This is a genomic window from Fervidicella metallireducens AeB (genome assembly GCF_000601455.1).
Classification (GTDB): Bacteria; Bacillota; Clostridia; order Clostridiales; family Caloramatoraceae; genus Fervidicella; species Fervidicella metallireducens.
Genome location: NZ_AZQP01000009.1, coordinates 43803 through 63403, shown reverse-complemented (window position 1 = coordinate 63403; position 19601 = coordinate 43803). Strand labels below are relative to the sequence as shown.

The 19601-nt window shown below is 33.1% G+C and carries 14 protein-coding genes, 1 other RNA gene and 1 pseudogene; all 16 read right to left on the bottom strand.

Translation table 11 applies throughout. The features are described 5' to 3' along the window. Positions 1-286: 286 nt before the first annotated feature. Positions 287-634, bottom strand: a transfer-messenger RNA (tmRNA) gene (ssrA, locus tag Q428_RS14795). A 3-nt stretch (positions 635-637) separates the two neighbouring features. Further along, positions 638-1099, bottom strand: coding sequence for an SsrA-binding protein SmpB (gene smpB / locus Q428_RS04430; protein WP_035378579.1), 462 nt, complete (start codon positions 1097-1099; stop codon positions 638-640). Between the two features lie 153 nt (positions 1100-1252). Further along, complete coding sequence (gene rnr / locus Q428_RS04425; RefSeq protein ID WP_035378577.1) at positions 1253-3400, bottom strand: ribonuclease R; 2148 nt, start codon at positions 3398-3400, stop codon at positions 1253-1255. Between the two features lie 280 nt (positions 3401-3680). After that, positions 3681-5698: pseudogene (locus Q428_RS04420) on the bottom strand (sodium-translocating pyrophosphatase). 186 nt (positions 5699-5884) lie between these two features. Continuing rightward, positions 5885-6121, bottom strand: coding sequence for a preprotein translocase subunit SecG (secG, locus tag Q428_RS04415; protein WP_035378574.1), 237 nt, complete (start codon positions 6119-6121; stop codon positions 5885-5887). 130 nt (positions 6122-6251) lie between these two features. Further along, on the bottom strand, positions 6252-7547 hold the full coding sequence (gene eno, locus Q428_RS04410; RefSeq protein WP_035378573.1) for a phosphopyruvate hydratase: 1296 nt from the start codon (positions 7545-7547) through the stop codon (positions 6252-6254). 23 nt (positions 7548-7570) lie between these two features. Continuing rightward, positions 7571-9100 (bottom strand): 2,3-bisphosphoglycerate-independent phosphoglycerate mutase, encoded by a 1530-nt coding sequence (gene gpmI, locus Q428_RS04405; RefSeq protein ID WP_035378571.1) that lies wholly within the window; start codon positions 9098-9100, stop codon positions 7571-7573. Between the two features lie 11 nt (positions 9101-9111). Then, a complete protein-coding gene (tpiA, locus tag Q428_RS04400) occupies positions 9112-9858 on the bottom strand; it encodes a triose-phosphate isomerase (RefSeq protein WP_035378570.1) in 747 nt (248 codons plus the stop codon). Positions 9859-9891: 33 nt separating this feature from the next. After that, on the bottom strand, positions 9892-11079 hold the full coding sequence (locus Q428_RS04395) for a phosphoglycerate kinase (protein ID WP_035378568.1): 1188 nt from the start codon (positions 11077-11079) through the stop codon (positions 9892-9894). 160 nt (positions 11080-11239) lie between these two features. After that, entirely contained in the window at positions 11240-12250 is a 1011-nt protein-coding gene (gene gap / locus Q428_RS04390; RefSeq protein ID WP_035378567.1) for a type I glyceraldehyde-3-phosphate dehydrogenase, read from the bottom strand. 140 nt (positions 12251-12390) lie between these two features. Next, the gene (locus Q428_RS04385; RefSeq protein ID WP_035378565.1) at positions 12391-13425 is read right to left on the bottom strand and encodes a sugar-binding transcriptional regulator; all 1035 of its coding nucleotides are present in this window, start codon (positions 13423-13425) and stop codon (positions 12391-12393) included. Between the two features lie 157 nt (positions 13426-13582). Continuing rightward, positions 13583-14941: an RNA polymerase factor sigma-54 gene (rpoN, locus tag Q428_RS04380; RefSeq protein ID WP_035378562.1), complete on the bottom strand. Its 1359-nt coding sequence runs from the start codon at positions 14939-14941 to the stop codon at positions 13583-13585. Positions 14942-15088: 147 nt separating this feature from the next. Beyond that, a complete protein-coding gene (locus Q428_RS04375) occupies positions 15089-16198 on the bottom strand; it encodes a DUF362 domain-containing protein (RefSeq protein ID WP_035378560.1) in 1110 nt (369 codons plus the stop codon). Positions 16199-16254: 56 nt separating this feature from the next. Then, on the bottom strand, positions 16255-16722 hold the full coding sequence (locus Q428_RS04370) for a tRNA (cytidine(34)-2'-O)-methyltransferase (protein ID WP_035378559.1): 468 nt from the start codon (positions 16720-16722) through the stop codon (positions 16255-16257). Positions 16723-16852: 130 nt separating this feature from the next. After that, complete coding sequence (locus Q428_RS04365) at positions 16853-18205, bottom strand: radical SAM/SPASM domain-containing protein (RefSeq protein WP_035378558.1); 1353 nt, start codon at positions 18203-18205, stop codon at positions 16853-16855. 219 nt (positions 18206-18424) lie between these two features. Next, complete coding sequence (locus Q428_RS04360) at positions 18425-19567, bottom strand: DUF362 domain-containing protein (RefSeq protein ID WP_035378557.1); 1143 nt, start codon at positions 19565-19567, stop codon at positions 18425-18427. Between the last annotated feature and the right edge of the window lie 34 nt (positions 19568-19601).

The window sequence follows — 19601 nt, the reverse complement described above, 5'->3', positions numbered from 1 at the left end:
ATACCATATAAGCATAAATATCCTTATTGCGGCTGTAATAATTATAAGTTGTCAAATTTATTTTTAATATACCTTTATTTTGTTATTTATTAGTTATTTATAAAATAATCATATATAACAAAATTTTTGTCTAAATATATTATTTCTACATTAAATTTTACTTTCCTTCTTTTTCTGACATTTTTCTTATCTATTTCTCACACCTCCAGGTAAATTTGCGCTACAAAACAAAAAAGCCCTGATTTCTCAAGGCTTCTATCTATCGTATCAATGTGTTGTTCAAATATGGTGGAGGCGAGGGGAATCGAACCCCTGTCCGAAAGCATAGACACACAAGCATCTCCGAGTGCAGTTAGTGTTTTAACATTCCCTCCATCTATCTCCCACTAACAGGATATAGACTTCAGTAGCTTCATAAATTCCGTTCCTATGTCAAAGCTTTCATAGGCTCGGGACCCCACTGTCGACGCCAGACTCTAAGCCGTGGGACTCTTAGGCTGACGAGCTGCTATTAAGCAGCTAAAGCTAAATTATCGTTTGCGTTTATATTTAATCCCAGGTTTTAACGAGGCCCCAGGTCCCTCGACTCGCTTCTTGAGCACCTACTACCCCCGTCGAAATCCTTGACGCCCCCATGTTATCTGTAAACTTCTTTATAGTGTCTTTCAGCTTCTCTTTTAGCATCACGCTTAGCAATATCTTCACGCTTATCATAGAGTTTTTTACCCTTAGCTAATGCTAACTGAAGCTTAACAAGACCTCTAACTTGATAAAGGGATAAGGGTACTAAAGTATAGCCCTGCTGAGCAACGAGTCCTGCCAATCTGCGTATTTCATTCTTATGCATCAACAGTTTTCTTACTCTCAGAGGATCTCTATTGAATATATTTCCCTTCTCATAAGGACTTATATGCAAGTTATAAAGAAATATTTCTCCATTTCTTACCTCAGCATAACTATCCTTAAGGTTTGCTTTTCCTAATTTTACTGATTTAACTTCTGTACCAAACAATTCAATTCCTGCTTCATAGGTTTCCTCTATGAAGTACTCATGCCTGGCTTTTCGATTCTCACATAAGTTTTTAATTTCTGATTTCATATTATCACCAACAAAACACAACGTGTAATTTATATTACATGAATTATTCTCTACTGTCAATATATCATATTTTTCTTCTTATGTCAAAGCACATAGGTTACCCCCTAAAACCCATGATTTAGAAAAACAGCATGAGGTAGTCATGCTGTTTTTCTATTCAATAATGCTTAAATCGTCATTATATTCTTCTGCAATAGCAAAGTCAATAGTTCTTGTTTCAATATCAGCTTTTACTACTTTTATCATAACAGTGTCACCAAGTCTGTAAACCTTTCTCATTCTTTCTCCAATTAGTGAATGATGCTTTTGGTCATAAATATAATAATCATCTACCATATTACTAATATGAACTAATCCTTCAACGGTATTCTCTAATTCAACAAACATTCCAAAGGAAGTCACAGAAGATATTATTCCTGGATATATATTGCCAATCTTGTCAGCCATATACTCAACTTTTTTCAAATCATCAGTTTCCCTTTCTGCTTCCTGAGCAACTCTTTCCATGTCACTTGATTGTTTTGAAGCATCAATAACAAATTTCTTTAATTTCTTTTCTCGTTTATCATCTATTCCATTGTGTATAAATTCTTTAATTATCCTATGTATTGCTAAATCTGGATATCTTCTAATTGGTGAAGTAAAATGGCAATAATATTTTGCTGCTAATCCATAATGCCCTGTGCAATCTGGAGAATATCGAGCTTGTTTTAAAGATCTTAATAGGAGGGTACTTACAACTGTTTCTTCTTTTTTACCCTTTACCTGCTCTAACAATTCTTGCAGTGCTTTTGGATGTACTTCACCGGTTGTTCTTAATATATATCCTAAATTATAAACAAACTCACTAAATTCAGCCAGTTTCTCTTCATCAGGATTTTCGTGAATTCTATATACAAAGGGCATGCCAACCCAAAACATATGCTCAGCAACTGTTTCATTACAAACCAACATAAACTCTTCAATAATCCTGTTTGCAATTTCCCTCTCGTATGGCCTGATGTCTATAGGTTTGCCATTTTCATCTAATTTAATTTTAGATTCCTCAAATTCAAAATCCAAAGCCCCTCTTTGCATCCTTCGCTTATTAAGTATTAAACATAATTCTTCCATCAATTTAAAATCTTCCACTAAATAGTCATATCTTTCTATAGTTTCAGAATCCTTATCCTTTAGAATTTTTGTTACATCTGTATATGTCATTCTTTCTGAAGTTTTTATTATGCTCTCAAAAATTTCATGTTCTATTACTTTTCCATTTTGATCTATGGTCATAAAACATGACAAAGTTAATCTATCAACCTTTGGATTTAAACTACACAAACCATTTGAAAGTTTTTTAGGAAGCATCGGAATAACTCTATCAACCAAGTAAACGCTTGTTGCCCTCTTAAAAGCTTCTTTATCAAGAGGTGTTTTTTCTCTTACATAATAGGTCACATCAGCTATATGTACACCTAATTTATATTTTCCATCACTTAATTTTTCAATCGATACTGCATCGTCAAGATCCTTTGCATCCTCACCATCTATTGTTACAATTCTCATATTTCGCAAATCTCTTCTTCTTTTGTATTCTTCAGCTGGAATTTCATCAGGTATTTCTTCCACAAATTTTTCAACTTCTTCTGGGAATTCCTCTGGTAGATTGTATTTTTTAATAATAGATAAAATATCAACTCCAGGACTTTTACTATCTCCTAAAACCTCAACAATTTCACCCTCTGGATTTCTCCTTTTCTCTGGCCATTTTGTAACCTCCACTACTACCTTATCCCCAGTACGCGCACCATTAATCTTTGCCTTTGGAATAAATATATCCTGATATATCCTTTTATCATCTGGTACAACAAAGCCAAAATAATCACTTTTTTCAAAGGTTCCTACGATTTTTTTATTAGCTCTTTCCAAAATCCTGATAACTTCACCCTCAATTTTTTTACCATTTACTGATTGTTTTGTTATTCTTGCCACAACCCTGTCATTATTCATTGCTCCATTAATGTTCTCTGCTGAAATATACACATCAGGTGCATTCTGATTATCTGGAATAATAAAGCCATATCCTTTTGAATGCCCCTGAAGTTTTCCAACAACAAGATTCATCCTCTCTGGTACACCATATCTGTTCTTTCTGGTCTTTACAATTAGCCCTTCATTCTCCATCTCGTCTAATAGAGAGTAAAAATGTCCAATATCTTTCCTTGGAACATCAAAAATAATTGCAAGTTCCTCTTCTGTCATTGGCTTATATGCTTCTTCCCTCATAAAGCTAATTATATTTTCTTTTATTTTTTTCATAAAACCACTCCTTATAGTCCTATTTTACAACTAATGTTACTTTAGTTATAATCAATTCAATGTATACTGCATTTGGTAACTAAATAATTTAACAAAATTTCTTACAAATAGAATATCTGTTTATCAATACAACTTGTTTCCATTGCATTCCTATAATCTATTCTTTTATAATTAGTATATTTTTATTCATTTCTGTTATTAACTAGCTTTAATAAATAATAATGTAAATTTTTCCTAATGTAAAGACAAAACCTGCATATTTAATGCAGGTTTTCTATCTTTATTTAATTAGTCCTATGATAACTCCACCAAAAACCTTGAACAATGGTGCAAAGACTAGGGCAACAATCGTCATAAGCTTAATCAAAATATTCATTGAAGGTCCTGCTGTATCCTTAAAAGGATCCCCAACGGTATCACCTACAACTGAAGCCTTGTGAGCATAGCTTCCCTTACCCCCATGTTCACCAGTTTCTATAAATTTCTTAGCATTATCCCATGCTCCACCTGAGTTTGCCATAAATATTGCAAGAAGAACTCCAGAAACAACAGCACCAGCTATTAACCCACCTAAGGCTGCTGCTCCAAGCAAAAGTCCAACAAGAACTGGTACAACAACTGCTAAAACACCAGGAACTATCATTTCCTTTAAAGCAGCTGCAGTAGATATATCTACGCAATTTTTGTAATCAGGTTTAGATTTTCCAGTCATTATATCTGGATTTTCTTTGAATTGTCTCCTGACTTCTTCTATCATTTTGTTAGCTGCTTTCCCAACAGCCTCCATTGAAAGTGCTCCAAAGAAAAATGGCAACACTCCTCCAAGTAAAACACCTGATAAAGTTATTGGATCTAATAGATCTATTGTTTTTAAGCCAACAGCATGGGAGTAAGATGCAAAGAGTGATAATGCAGTTAAAGCCGCGGAACCTATAGCAAACCCTTTACCTATAGCTGCAGTTGTATTACCCACTGAATCCAATCTATCTGTAATTGTCCTAACTTCCTTTGGAAGTCCTGACATTTCAGCAATACCTCCAGCATTATCTGCAATAGGTCCATAGGCATCTACAGCAACTGTCATACCTGTGGTTGATAACATACCTAATGCAGCTAAAGATATACCATACAGACCCATAAGAACATTGGTGGCTCCATTCATGCAAAAGAATGCTATTAATATGGCAAATACTATAAAAACAATTGGTAAAACTGATGAGTACATACCTATTGCTATACCCGATATTATAGTTGTTGCAGGTCCTGTTTGAGATTGATGAGCTATTTTCTTAACATGTCTGTAATCAGCTGATGTATACATCTCCGTTAACTGTCCTATGATAACACCTGCTAAGAGTCCAACTGAAATTGCCCAGAATGCCTTAAAATTATTAAACATGTATTTACTTAGAATACTTGAAGCAATAAGTATTATTACACTACTGACATATGTACCATTCTTTAATGCTTTTTGAGGATTTGAATTTTCATCACCTTTTACAAACAATGAACCTATTATTGAAGAAATGACACCTATAGAAGCTAATAAAAATGGGAAAACAATTCCTTTAAAATCGCCATACAATGCAGCACCTAGTGTTAAAGTCGATATAATTGAACCTACATAAGATTCAAAAAGGTCGGCACCCATTCCAGCAACATCACCAACATTATCTCCTACATTATCGGCAATTACTGCTGGATTTCTTGGATCATCCTCTGGTATTCCAGATTCAACCTTGCCAACTAAGTCCGCACCTACATCTGCTGCCTTTGTATATATTCCACCACCAACACGGGCAAACAAAGCAATGGAACTTGCGCCAAGTCCAAACCCTGTTATAATATCGGCACTTCCAAATATTATATATAAAACACCAATCCCAAATAGCCCTAGACCAACAACGCACATTCCCATTACTGCTCCACCTGAGAAAGCAATCTCTAATGCACAGTTCTGGCTTTTTCTTGCTGCGTTTGCAGTTCTAACATTGGCTTTAGTGGCAACTCTCATTCCAAAATAACCGGCTAGAATTGAGAAAATAGAACCTATGATAAAGCAAAAGGCAGTCTTCCACTGTATAGTAATTCCCAATACAAAGAAAACCACCACAATAAACACTGATAAAACCTTATACTCCCTTTTTAAGAAAGCCATAGCACCTTCCTCTATGTAGCCAGAAATTTCCTTCATTCTTTCTGTTCCTGGATCTGCTTTATTTATTTTTTTGCGAGATATAAAGCGAATAATAATCCCATAACACCTGCAATTGGTGCTAAAAAAATTGATTTGTACATAAACACACCCTCCCCGTATCCTTTGTTCCATTTAATTAGCTCAAAAGATATCTCCCCACAGCTGCAATTCAGCACAACACCTAGACAAATCAACTTCAAATTAAGCATATAAAAACAACAAATTAACTCAAATCTACTACAAAAATTATATTATAAACAAAAACAAAAGGTTTAAATTTGAGCTTCTTATTTGTTTGAAATATAAACTAGAATCATTGATGTAATAACAAATAAAATCATTGATATTGTAGTTATTTTTTGAAGTTTTCCTTCATATGTTCTTGATTTATTCTTTCCAAAGAAAGTCTCTGCTCCACCTGAAATTGCTGAAGACAGGCCTTGAACCTTAGCAGGCTGCATTAATACTGATACAATCACTGAAAAACAAACCAGAACATGAATTACTGTAAATAAAACCTTCATAACCTTACCTCCCCTCATTATAGTTACTCATATTCTATCATATAAAACAACTAAAAACAATATTTGCTATCAAATATGTTGATTTTTGGAAAAAGCAAAGAGAGTATTTCTACTCTCTTTATTTAGATAATTATCTTACATTATAAAAAGCATCTCTTCCAAGGTATTCAGCAACTTCTCCAAGTTCATCTTCTATTCTTAACAGCTGATTATATTTAGCAACTCTATCTGTTCTTGCTGGTGCACCAGTCTTTATTTGTCCTGCATTCATAGCAACAACAAAATCAGCTATTGTTGTATCTTCTGACTCACCTGATCTATGTGAAACAACTGCTGTATATCCGGCTCTTTCAGCCATTTTAATTGCTTCAATTGTTTCAGTAAGAGTTCCTATTTGATTTAATTTTATAAGTATTGAATTTGCTACTCCAGTTTTTATACCCTTTGATAATCTAGCTGTATTTGTAACAAATATATCATCACCAACTAACTGTATTTTTGAACCTAAAGCTTTAGTAAGTAATCTCCAACCTTCCCAATCTTCCTCTGCTAAACCGTCTTCTAATGAAACTATTGGGTATTTTTCAACTAAATCAGCATAGAAATTTACCATTTCTTCTGGAGTCAATACTCTTCCTTCTCCTTCTAAATGATATTTTCCATCTTCTTTAAATAACTCTGTAGCAGCTGCATCTATTGCTATTGATATTTCTTCTCCTGGTTTATATCCAGCCTTTTGTATTGCTTCAATGATAACTTGAATTGCTTCCTCATTTGATTTTAAGTTTGGTGCAAAACCACCTTCGTCACCTATTGCTGTGTTATATCCCTTTGCAGAAAGAGTTTTCTTCAATGAATGATAAACCTCTGCACACATTCTTAAAGCTTCTCTGAAGTTTGGAGCACCAACTGGCATAACCATAAACTCTTGAATATCAACGTTATTGTCTGCATGCTTACCACCATTTAATATGTTCATCATTGGAACTGGCAGAACCTTAGCATTCACTCCACCTATGTATTGATATAATGGCATATTTAATGAAGCTGCTGCAGCTTTTGCAACTGCAAGGGATACACCAAGTATAGCGTTTGCTCCTAATTTACCTTTATTTTCTGTTCCGTCTAAATCAATCATTAATTTATCGATATATGTCTGGTCAAAAACATTTAATCCAATAAGCTCCTGTGCAATTACAGTATTAACATTGTCAACAGCCTTTAAAACTCCTTTACCAAGATATCTGCTCTTATCATCATCTCTAAGCTCAACTGCTTCGAAAGCTCCAGTTGATGCTCCTGATGGAACAATTGCTCTTCCTACAGTACCATCCTCTAAAGTTACTTCAACTTCAACAGTTGGGTTAGCTCTTGAATCTAATACCTCTCTAGCATAAACATCAATAATCTCAACATACTTTTTCATTTTTTTATCTCCTTTCCATATACTTAATTATTTATTAAAGACCTTCCGGTCATCTCCTTTGGTTTTTCTAAATTCATAAATTGTAATATTGTCGGTGCAATATCACTTAACCTTCCACTTCCTAATTTCACTTCCCCTTCACCAATCACTATAAATGGTACAGGATTAGTTGTGTGTGATGTAAAAGGCTCATTTGTCTCATAATCATACATCTGCTCAGCATTTCCATGGTCAGCAGTGATATAAACAGCACCATCCTGTCTTCTAACTTCTTCAACAACTCTACCTAAACATTCGTCTATAACCTCTATTGCCTTAACTGCTGCATCATAAACGCCTGTATGACCAACCATATCTGGATTTGCAAAATTCAAGACAATAAAATCATATTTTTTACTTCTTATTTCCTCAATAACCCTGTCGGTTACTTGTATAGCACTCATCTCTGGCTGTAAATCATAGGTTGCAACCTTTGGAGATGGAATGAGAATTCTCTCTTCATTTTCATTGGGCTTCTCTACACCGCCATTAAAGAAAAATGTAACATGTGCGTACTTCTCAGTTTCTGCAATTCTAAGCTGTTTTATTCCATTTTTACTTAAATACTCTCCTAAGGTATTTTTATGTGTTTCTGGTCCATAAACAACATTAACATTAGGTATCGTTACATCATATTGAGTCATACATACATAAAAGGTTTTAAAATATTCTCTTTCAAAACCATTAAATTCTTGGTCAACAAAAGCTCTTGTAATTTCCCTTGCTCTGTCAGGTCTAAAATTAAAAAATATTACAGAATCATCATTTTTAATTGTAGAAACAGGCCTATTTTCATTTATAATAACCGTTGGTAAAACAAATTCATCAGTCCTATTTTCCTTATAAGAATTTTCAACAGCTTCTCTTGCTGATAATGCTAATTCGCCTTCACCTTTTACCATAGCATTATAAGCTAACTCAACCCTTTCCCATCTTTTATCTCTATCCATGGCATAATATCTTCCTGCAACTGTTGCAAATCTACCGATTTTTAATTCACCCATGTATTTTTCAATCTCATCAATATATTCTAATGCACTTTGTGGTGGAACGTCTCTGCCATCTAAAAAGGCATGAACAAAAACTCTATCTAACTCCTTTTCTTTACAAAGTTTTAACAATGCCTTTAAATGATCAATATGACTGTGCACCCCACCATCAGATAACAAACCTAAAAGGTGTACTGAACTATTGAACTTCTTTGCGTTCTCAATTGCCTCTAATAGAGTAGTATTTCTAAAGAAATCTCCTTCTTCGATTTCTTTATTTATCCTTGTAAAATCCTGATAAATTATTCTCCCTGCTCCAATATTCAAGTGTCCAACTTCTGAATTACCCATTTGCCCCCTGGGAAGACCAACGTCTAACCCACTGCTTATAAGCTGGGTATGTGGGTATTCATTCCATAATTTATCGAAGTTAGGGTGCTTGGCATTTGCTATGGCATTTCCATTTGCCTTATTGTTTAATCCCCATCCATCAAGTATTAATAACATCCTAAGCCTGTTTTGCATGTTTAACCTCCTTAAAAGTTAACAATTGCAGAAAACTCGTCAGCTTTTAAGCTAGCGCCTCCTACCAATGCTCCATCTATATCTGATTGAGCCATTTGTTCCTTTATGGTTGATGCTTTAACACTTCCACCATAAAGTATTCTTATCTTATCTCCAATTTCTTCACCAGCTATTTTTTTAATTTGTTCTCTGATATATTTTATTACTTCATTAGCATCACTTGCTGTTGCTGTTTTACCTGTTCCAATAGCCCATATAGGCTCATAAGCTATTACAATATCTGCTATTTTACCAGCTTCTATACCATGTAAATCCTCTTCAAGCTGAGTTTTTATTTTCTCAAATGTTACACCACTTTCTCTTTCTTCAAGGGTTTCACCTACGCAAAGTATTGGAATTAATTCATGGGTTAAAGCTGATTTAATTTTTTTATTTATAAGGTCATCACCTTCATGAAAATACTGTCTTCTTTCGCTATGACCTAAAATTACATATTTAACACCAAGTTCCTTAAGCATTACAGGGGATATTTCTCCTGTGTATGCTCCACTTTCTTCATAATGCATATTTTGAGCTCCAACTTTTATATTTGTATTTTCCACAAGTGTCAGAACTTGTGCTAAGGAGGTAAAAGTTGGGCAAACAACAACTTCACAATTTGCATCCTTTACTTTATCTTTAAGTTCCATTATTAATTTTACCGATTCCTTAGGTGTGTTATGCATTTTCCAGTTTCCTGCTATTATCGCTTTTCTCATAGTAAACCTCCTAACAGGATAATAAAATATGTGTTACTTATCATTTAATGCTGCTATACCAGGGAGTTCAAGACCTTCAAGAAATTCTAAAGATGCTCCCCCACCTGTTGATATATGAGTCATCTTATCTGCATATCCTAGTTGTTCAACTGCTGCTGCTGAATCTCCACCACCAATAATAGTTGTGCCTTCTACTTTTGACAATGCTTCCGCTATTGATTTTGTTCCAACTGCAAATTTAGGCATTTCAAAAACACCCATAGGTCCATTCCAAATAATTGTTTTAGCATCTTTTAGTGCATTTGAGAACAAAGAAATTGACTTAGGTCCAATATCCAGTCCCATAAAATCTTCAGGTATGTTTCCTTCCACAACCTTTGATTCAGCATCACCTTTAAATTCAGCTGCAACAACATGATCAATTGGAAGATATATTTTTATACCTTTTTCATCTGCCTTCTTCAGCATTTCTTTTGCATAGTCTATTTTATCTTCTTCAAGTAGAGACTTTCCAATTTCAAGTCCCTGAGCTTTCATGAAAGTATAGGCCATTCCACCACCAATAATTAATCCATCTACTTTATCAAGTAAATTATTGATAACTCCAATTTTGTCTGAAACCTTTGCTCCACCAAGGATAGCAACGAATGGTCTTTCTGGATTGTTTAATGCTTTACCCATAATGGATATTTCTTTTTCTATTAAAAACCCTGCTACAGCTGGTAAATATTCTGCAATTCCAGCGGTTGAAGAATGAGCTCTATGAGCTGTACCAAAAGCATCATTTACAAAAATATCTGCTAAAGATGCAAGTTTTTTTGCAAATTCAAGATCATTTTTAGTCTCAGTTTTAATAAATCTTACATTTTCAAGTAGTACTATTTCTCCCTCTTTCATCTCGCTTGTTAAGTTTATTGCATTTTCTCCAACAACTTCCTTGTCTTCAGCAAGTTTAACTTCCCTTCCAAGAAGTTGAGATAATCTATCTGCTACTGGTTTTAAGCTATATTTCTCGTCATAGCCTTCTTTAGGTCTGCCTAAGTGAGACATTAAAATAACCTTAGCACCGTTATCAATTAAATATTGAATAGTTGGTAAAGCCCCTTGGATTCTTCTATCATCAGTTATATTTCCTTCCTTATCCTGTGGAACATTAAAATCACATCTAACAATTACTCTTTTACCCTTTACATCTATGTCTCTGACAGTTTTTTTATTCATAATATTCCTCCTTACAGCAACTGTAATTAATGTCCGGTTACAATTCAGGGGAGAAGTTAACTTCATCCATTGCTAGCCAAAATTATGTAGTAGCGGATAGCAAAAACACTGATGAAGTTATTCTTTCTCCGACCAAAACTATAAACCGGACATTTTTGTATTACATTCTTTCAGCTATGTAGTTTACAAGGTCTACAATTCTATTTGAATAACCCCACTCATTATCATACCAAGCTATTACTTTAACCATATTTCCTTCAAGAACCATTGTTGATAATCCATCTACTATAGATGATCTTGGATCTCCTTTATAGTCAACTGATACAAGTGGTTCTTCTGAGAATCCTAGTATTCCCTTTAATTCTCCTTCTGCTGCTTCTTTTAAAGCTGCGTTAACCTCTTCAGCTGTAGTTGCCTTTGATACTTCACATACAAGATCTGTAACTGATACAGTTGGTGTTGGAACTCTAAGTGAAAAACCATTTAATTTTCCCTTTAAATTTGGTAAAACTTTACCTACTGCCTTTGCTGCACCAGTTGTAGTTGGTATAATTGATTCAGCACCTGCTCTTGCTCTTCTTAAATCTTTATGTGGTAAGTCTAATATTCTTTGATCGTTAGTGTATGAATGAACTGTTGTCATAAGTCCCTTTATTATACCAAACTTTTCATCAAGCACTTTAGCAAATGGTGCTAAACAGTTTGTAGTACATGAAGCATTTGATATTACGTTGTGATTTACTGGATCATAATCCTTTTCATTAACCCCAAGAACTATTGTAATATCCTCATCAGTTGCTGGTGCTGATATAACCACTTTCTTTGCTCCTGCTTCTATATGTGCAACTGCCTTTTCTTTCTTTGTGAAAAGTCCTGTACATTCCATAACTATATCTACACCTAATTGTTTCCATGGTAGATTCTTTGGATCCTTTTCTGCAAAAACCTTTACTTCTCTTCCATTTACTATTAATGCGTCTTCCTTTACTTCAACAGTGCCGTTGAATTTTCCAAAACATGAATCGTATTTTAATAAATGAGCTAATGTCTTAGTGTCTGTTAAATCGTTTATAGCAACGATTTCAACATCCTTATTTAACCTTTCCTGAGCGATTTTAAAAGCATTTCTTCCTATTCTACCAAATCCATTAATTGCGACTTTAATAGTCATAATATCCCTCCTAAATTTATAATTAATATATATTATTTCTAATATGTGTTACACTATATATTAAACATTCGATAATATAATATGTCAATATTAAAATTTAGTATATTGCTTTTAATACAGGTGAATTTCTATTATTATCTTTAATTACCTTCTGATTCTTTTATATTTATAATTTCCCTTGCAACACCTTCATCTGCCACAAGAACCATGTTAGGGTTCTGTGTTTTGGTTGAAATTATGGCATCTGCTTTATTTTTCCCACCAGCAATTGCTATTATGTGTTTAATATTTTTAACATCATCAAAATGCAACCCAATAGTAGGAGCTTTATATACAAATTCCCCATTTTTTCCAAAGTAATATCCAAAGGCTTCAGAAACTGCACCGTTATTTATTAACTTCTCTATCTGTTCTTCACGAAGTCCCCTTCTTTTTGCCATTTCTTTTGCACTGCCAATTCCAAATATTAAAATATCTGCTTTGGAAATATAGGATATAGTCTCTTTAATCTCTGGCTCATTGATCATTTTTTCCAATGCTTCATAACTTAAATTATCAGGAACATGAAAGAGTTTATGGTTAGCTCCAATTTTTATAGCTAATTTGGCAGCTAAAGTGCTTGCCTGGGTCTCTATTACCCTTCCAATCCCACCCCTTGCTGGGACTACCAATAAGTTCTGTTTATTTATTTTAGGAAAATTATCAACAACCTGTGCCACTGAACTTCCTCCAGTGACTGCAATTATTGAATTATCCTGAATAAGATTTTTAACATGTAAGGCAGCAATTCTTCCCATTTCCTTTAAAACAGTACTGTCCTTTTCTAAATCTCCTGGTACAACAATTGCCTTTGATATTCCTAAATATTTTTCCAACTTTTTTTCGATTTTAGACAAACCATTTATTTCATGTATTAAATCTTCCAATTCCTCAAGTATATTCTCTCCATCTTTTGTTACCATCATTCCAATTGAATTAATATCAACCAATCCCTGAATCTTTAGAAAATTTACTTCAGTCCTGACGATTCTTTCACCTAAATTCAACTCTTGTGCCAATGCTCTTCTTCCAATGGGCTGGTTATAATATATTCTTTTTAAAATTTGATATCTTTTATCCAACAACTCCATCATTTCAGGAATAATCTTTTGTTGTAAATTAAGTAATTTGTTCATTATTTCACACCCTTGGATTGTTTTTGTCCCTATGGATAACTTTTGTCCCTAATGAAGCAATATATAAGGGACTTCCGTCCCTTCTTCTACAAAACAATCTTATCACTAATTTCACTATATTTCAATATATTATTTTATTTTTTCTGAAAATTTTATTTTAAAATTTGTTTTTTCTCTTAGAAGATGATGGTATACCCATTTCTTCTCTGTATTTAGCAATTGTACGTCTTGAAACATCAATATTTTCTCTTTTAAATATATCACTTATTTGTTGATCAGAATAGGGTTTATTTACATTCTCATTTTTAATAATTTCCTTCAATTTCTTTTTAATTTTTTGAGTTGAAATATCCAGTCCTTCATTGTTTTGTATACCTTTTATTAAGAAATTTTTTATTTCATATAAACCCTTTGGAGTTTGAACATATTTTCCCTTAATTGCCCTACTGACTGTAGACTCATGAAGCCCAGTTTCATCTGCAATATGCTTCAGACTTAATGGTTTTAAATCATAATCATATTCAAAGTATTGATATTGGAATTTTACTATCGACTCTACTACCCTTTTAATAGTGCTTTTTCTTTGCTCAATACTTTTCAATAACCATATAGCAGAATCTATTTTGTTTTTTACATATCTGTACTCAGGAGAATTTTTATCTGAAAGAAATTTCTTATAAGTTTTATTTATTTTTAGCTGTGGTGTTGCGTAATCGTTTATCGTCACGTTATACTCCCCATTAACTTTTTCTATTATTACATCAGGTATTATATATTTTATTTCTTCATTTGAAATAAATGTGCCTGGCTTTGGGTTCAATGTTCTTATTATTTCTATATAACCTTCAAGTTTCTCCCTGTCTAACCCTGTTTCCTTCATAATCTTATCAAGTCTGTTATTTGCTATATCCTCAAGCATGTATAATATTATATTCTCCAGACAATCATCTTTAATACCCCTAGCTCTTGTCTGTATTAAAAGGGATTCTTTTACATCCCTTGCACAGACACCTACAGGGTCAAAGCCCTGGATAATTTTTATCATATTTGCTACATCATCAAAACTTGCATTACACTGCTTACAGATAATTTTCTCATCTACAGTCAAATAACCATTTTCATCTATGTTGTCTATTATATATTCCCCTATCATTCTTGACTTTTTAGTTGTAGGCACAAGATATAGCTGTTCCTTTAGATATTCCCAAAGATCAGCCTTTCTGGAGATAAATGTAAAGGGAGATATATAGTCATTTTCACCATACAAATCGTTTTGATTGTCATCACTTTCCTTATATTCATCTAGGTAGTCTAATGTACTCCTTATATCAATATTATCTTCCAATGGCCTATTATCCTCATCTATATCAAGCATAGGGTTCTCAATAAGCTGCTCTTGACAAAACTGCTCTAGTTCGAAAGATGTCAGTTGAAGTATTTTAACTGCCAATTGCAGTTGTTGAGTCATTATTAATTTTTGCTCCTGCTGCAATTGAAGATTAAAATCCAGCTTCATCTTAACTCCCCCATAACAATGAAATAACATTTTCTAAATTATATCATATAAAGAAAGCTTAAACAAATTACAAAACACTCTCCTAATGATGAAATTTTTGAAGTTGATTGTTTATTATAAATAATCATTTTCTTATTTAGCAATAACTTATATTTCAATCAATTCATATTCACTAAAACCTAAACCAATTTCTTCACCATATTTAATTTGTATATGACCATTGACATTTTCCCTCATGCCGAAGAATTTATCTTTTCCATGCTCGTGATTGCATGTCAGGAGGGAATTTTTTAATCCTATCTGTTGATTTACAAGATCCAGGCTTGCTTTATCAATTGCTACTGGATCCTTTGATGCTAATATTCCAATATCAGGAACAATAGGTGCATCGCTCCATGGAACGCAGTCACAGTCTGGCGTTATATTCATTAGAAAGTTTATATATCCAATTTTATCACCCTTGTTTTGAACAGCACCAAGTGCATACTCAGTCATTCTCTCTAAGAAAGGTTCAATGTCTGTATCCCATTTAGGTGCAATGGCTTTTACCGGACAAACAGTAATGCACTCTCCACATCCTATACATATTTTATGGTTTATTTGTGCTTTTTTCTCTAAAAAATCTATTGCTTTAACCGGACATATTTGTATACATTTTCCACATGAAATACACTTATTTATTTTAACTTCCGGCTTAACAGTTGAATGTTGCTGTTGCTTTCCAGCTGCTGGTGCACAGCCCATTGCAAGATTTTTAATGGCACCTCCAAATCCAGCCATCTCGTGTCCTTTAAAGTGTGACATGACTATCATACAATCTGCAGCCTTTATATCTCCAGCAATTTTTACCTTTTGAAAATGTTTTTTGTTTATTTCTACTTCAACGCTATTTTTACTTAAAAGACCATCAGCAATTATAAGTGGTGCCCCAACTACTGAGTAATCAAATCCATGTTCAATTGCGGTTATCAGATGATCAACTGCATTAGCTCGGCTACCAGAATACAATGTGTTTGTATCTGTTATGTATGGTTTTCCTCCTTTTTCCTTTACCTTATCTACAACCTGTCTTACATAGACAGGATTAATGTAAGAATCGTTTCCCTTCTCACCAAAATGAATCTTAATTGCTGTTATATCATTTTTGTTAATAAAATCATCAAAACCTGCCAAATCAAATAGTCTCTTAATTTTACTGATTTTGTTTTCTCTTGCACTTCTTGCCCTTAGATTTGCGAAATAAACCTTGCTTTTCATTTTATTTTACCTCCAAAATAAATTCTTCTTAATAAGTATCTAATTTATATTTAACATTATTTCATATTAGGAAAACCCAACTGTCTCAATGCTTCAAAGGCTATTATTGAAACACAGTTTGATAAATTTAATGATCTTTCTGTTGTTTCTATCATAGGAATCCTAATCAGGTTCTCTTTGAATAATTGTGCTACCTCCTTTGGAACTCCTGAAGACTCCCTGCCAAACATTATAAAATCATCCATGGAATAACTTACTTCATGATAAAACTTTCCCCCCTTAGTTGTTGAAAGATATATTTTCTTATCTTTATGCATTTGATAAAATTCATCAAAATTTTCATAATACTTAACATTTAATAAAGGCCAATAGTCCAATCCTGACCTTTTTAAATGCTTATCCTCAACGGAAAAGCCTAAGGGTTTAATTAAATGCAGTTTTGAATTTGTTAAAACACATGTTCTTCCTATATTACCAGTATTCTGCGGTATTTCAGGTTGATATAAAACAATATTTAAGCTCATAATTGACCTCCATCATTTTTAATTTTCTAGTATTTATCATTATATCATTTCTAAAAATAAAAGGAAGGTATTACCTTCCTCAAATTGACGTATTCAATATCTATAAACAAAGTTGCAGCGCTGTCTACCTTTATACTTGTCTATCTGGATATTTTTTATTCCAAACTTCCCTTGAAACCTCTGCCCACTTATTTGAATATGGTTCCAATTTCAGTGCTAATTCATCCACTGTCTCATCATCGTTAATTTGAGTAGAATATGCTTCAGAAACGTGTACCATTGTCCTCAGTGCTGTAGGATTATCTAACAGTGGACAAGGTCTGAGCATATTTTTGTTAAATGGCATACTTCTTCTATATGCCATAAATAATGGAGACTTTAAAACTTCAAGTAAAGAGTGGTCCTTGATGTTCATATTTGCATAATGAATAAATGCACATGGTTCACAGTCTCCGTTGGCATTTATGTGGAAATATCGTTTTCCTCCTGCTATACATCCATTTGAAAATTCACCATCATTCCAAAAATCTAATACAAAAATTGGATCCTTAGATCTTATTTCATTTATTCTATTATACATGTATTTTCTCTGTTCAACAGTTGCCATAAAAGATACATCACTGTCTTTGCCTACTGGAACATAGGTAAAATACCATCCAAACCTGCATCCCTTTCCAACTAAGAAATCTATATATTCCTGTGATGCTACAACTTCTGTATTGTATCTGTGATAACAAGTTGAGAATCCAAAAATGCAGCCGGCATTTTTTAATATATCCATAGCCTTTACAACTGATTTGAAAGTACCTTCACCCCTTCTCATGTCGGTTTCCTTTTCAAATCCCTCTATACTAAATGCAACTGCAAAATTCCCAACCCTTTGCATTTCTTTTGCAAATTCTTCATCAATTAAAGTACCATTAGTAAAGGATAAAAAGGCACATTCATTGTGTTTTTCACATAGCTTTATAATATCATCTTTCCTAAGTAATGGTTCTCCTCCAGAAAAAATGTACATATAAGTACCCAGTTCTTTTCCTTCAGTTACAATTTTATCAAGAACTTCAAAACTTAAATTCCACGGTTTATACTCTCCTGCCCAGCAACCAGTACAGTTTAAATTACAAGCAGATGTGGGATCCATCAAAATCGCCCATGGAATATTACAATCGTATTTCTTTTCATTTTCTAACTGAAGTGGAATACCTAATAATCCTGAATTTAAAAAATAATTCACCATTATTTTTTCCCTGATGTTAGGATGTGTCTCTGTTAGCAAACTATATGCATACTTATACCAGTTACTATCCTTTTGTTCCATATATTTTTTAATGTTGGAAACATATTTTTTGTCCTGTTCTCTAATGCTTATTTTTTCTGCTAAATTAATCAGCTTTGGTATATTTTCCTCAGGATTTTTAGCCATATACTTAAAAGCTTTATTTAAGACTGTCTCCCCCAATCTTGTCCTAGCAAGGTTCATATGTATCCCCCCAGAATTTTAATAATATTTTTACTTTATATATATTATAATAATTTAACAATATGAATTTTAAAATTCCAGGATTCTCTTATTATTTGAAACTATCTTTAACTTCCGTTAAATTAATAAAAATATCTAATTTTTACTGACTAGTCAGTTAAAATTAGATATTTTTCTCTTAAAGCATATTAAATTTAACTTATATTTTGCATTAGATAATTATCCTAATATTTTTCTTAATAACCATGATCTTTTAATTTCCACGGCTTTGTGGGGACAAAGCTCTTGACAACAAAAACATCTGATGCATTTTTTCATATCAACCTTTGGAGATTTTGCTTTTATTTCTATTGCCTTTGCTGGACATACCTCTGAACAATTTCCACACCCTATACATATCTCACTTGAAAAAATAGGTCTTGGAGATAAATAGTATGTAAGAAAATCTTCTAACCTTTTTGGTACCCTACCTCTGAAAAAATTTATACTTCTAATATCAGGTACCTTATATTTATCAACAAAGTTATCAATATTTTCACCATGTATTGTAATTTTTGAAAACTCACCATTGCATAAATTTCTTTCTATGCTTCTTTGAATAGTTGGAACATCCTTTGGATTTATCCCCATTACATATGCTCCAACAACATCTAAATCATAGGGATTTTCTGAGCAAAGGAGTAAAGAGGTTTTTTTAGGATTACCAGCAGTTGGGCCATCTCCTTCCATACCTATTATCCCATCAATTATTGAAAAATCAGGTTTTGTAGTTTCACATATATCAACTAATAAATTTGAAAAATCCTTTATATCTGGCATCTTAAAGTGATATTCAGCCTTTAAAACTCCAGGAACCATTCCAAATAGCACTTTTACAGCACCAGTATAAAGTGCCATACCATGTGTTTTCAGTTTTGAAATTGTTATGATTTTATCGCAATCAAAGGGTGGAGATATCATTTCTAATTTTTTAACAGTACATCCATCAGGAGTATCATAAATGTTACTGGAACAATCAAAGTTTAGTTTTGCCCCTGAGTTTTTTGCCGCTTCTTCAATTCCACACACTTTATATAAGGATTTTAATGCTTTTTCATTATAAGGTCCACCAGGACTATCCCCGATTAAAACTTCACATCCATATTCCGTTAGTATTTGTGCAACCGCCTCTACTACTGCCGGATGGGTTGTTGCAGCATCCTTTGGACTTTTCTTCATTACAAGGTTTAATTTTAAAAAAACTTTATCACCTTTATTTACTATTTTATCTAGTCCTCCATATTCTTCAAACAACTCTCTGATTGCGTTTTTAACATTATTCTTTTCATAGTCTTCACACTTTTTTATGTAAACATGTCCCATTTTTCTCACCTCACTAAAAATATATACATATTCT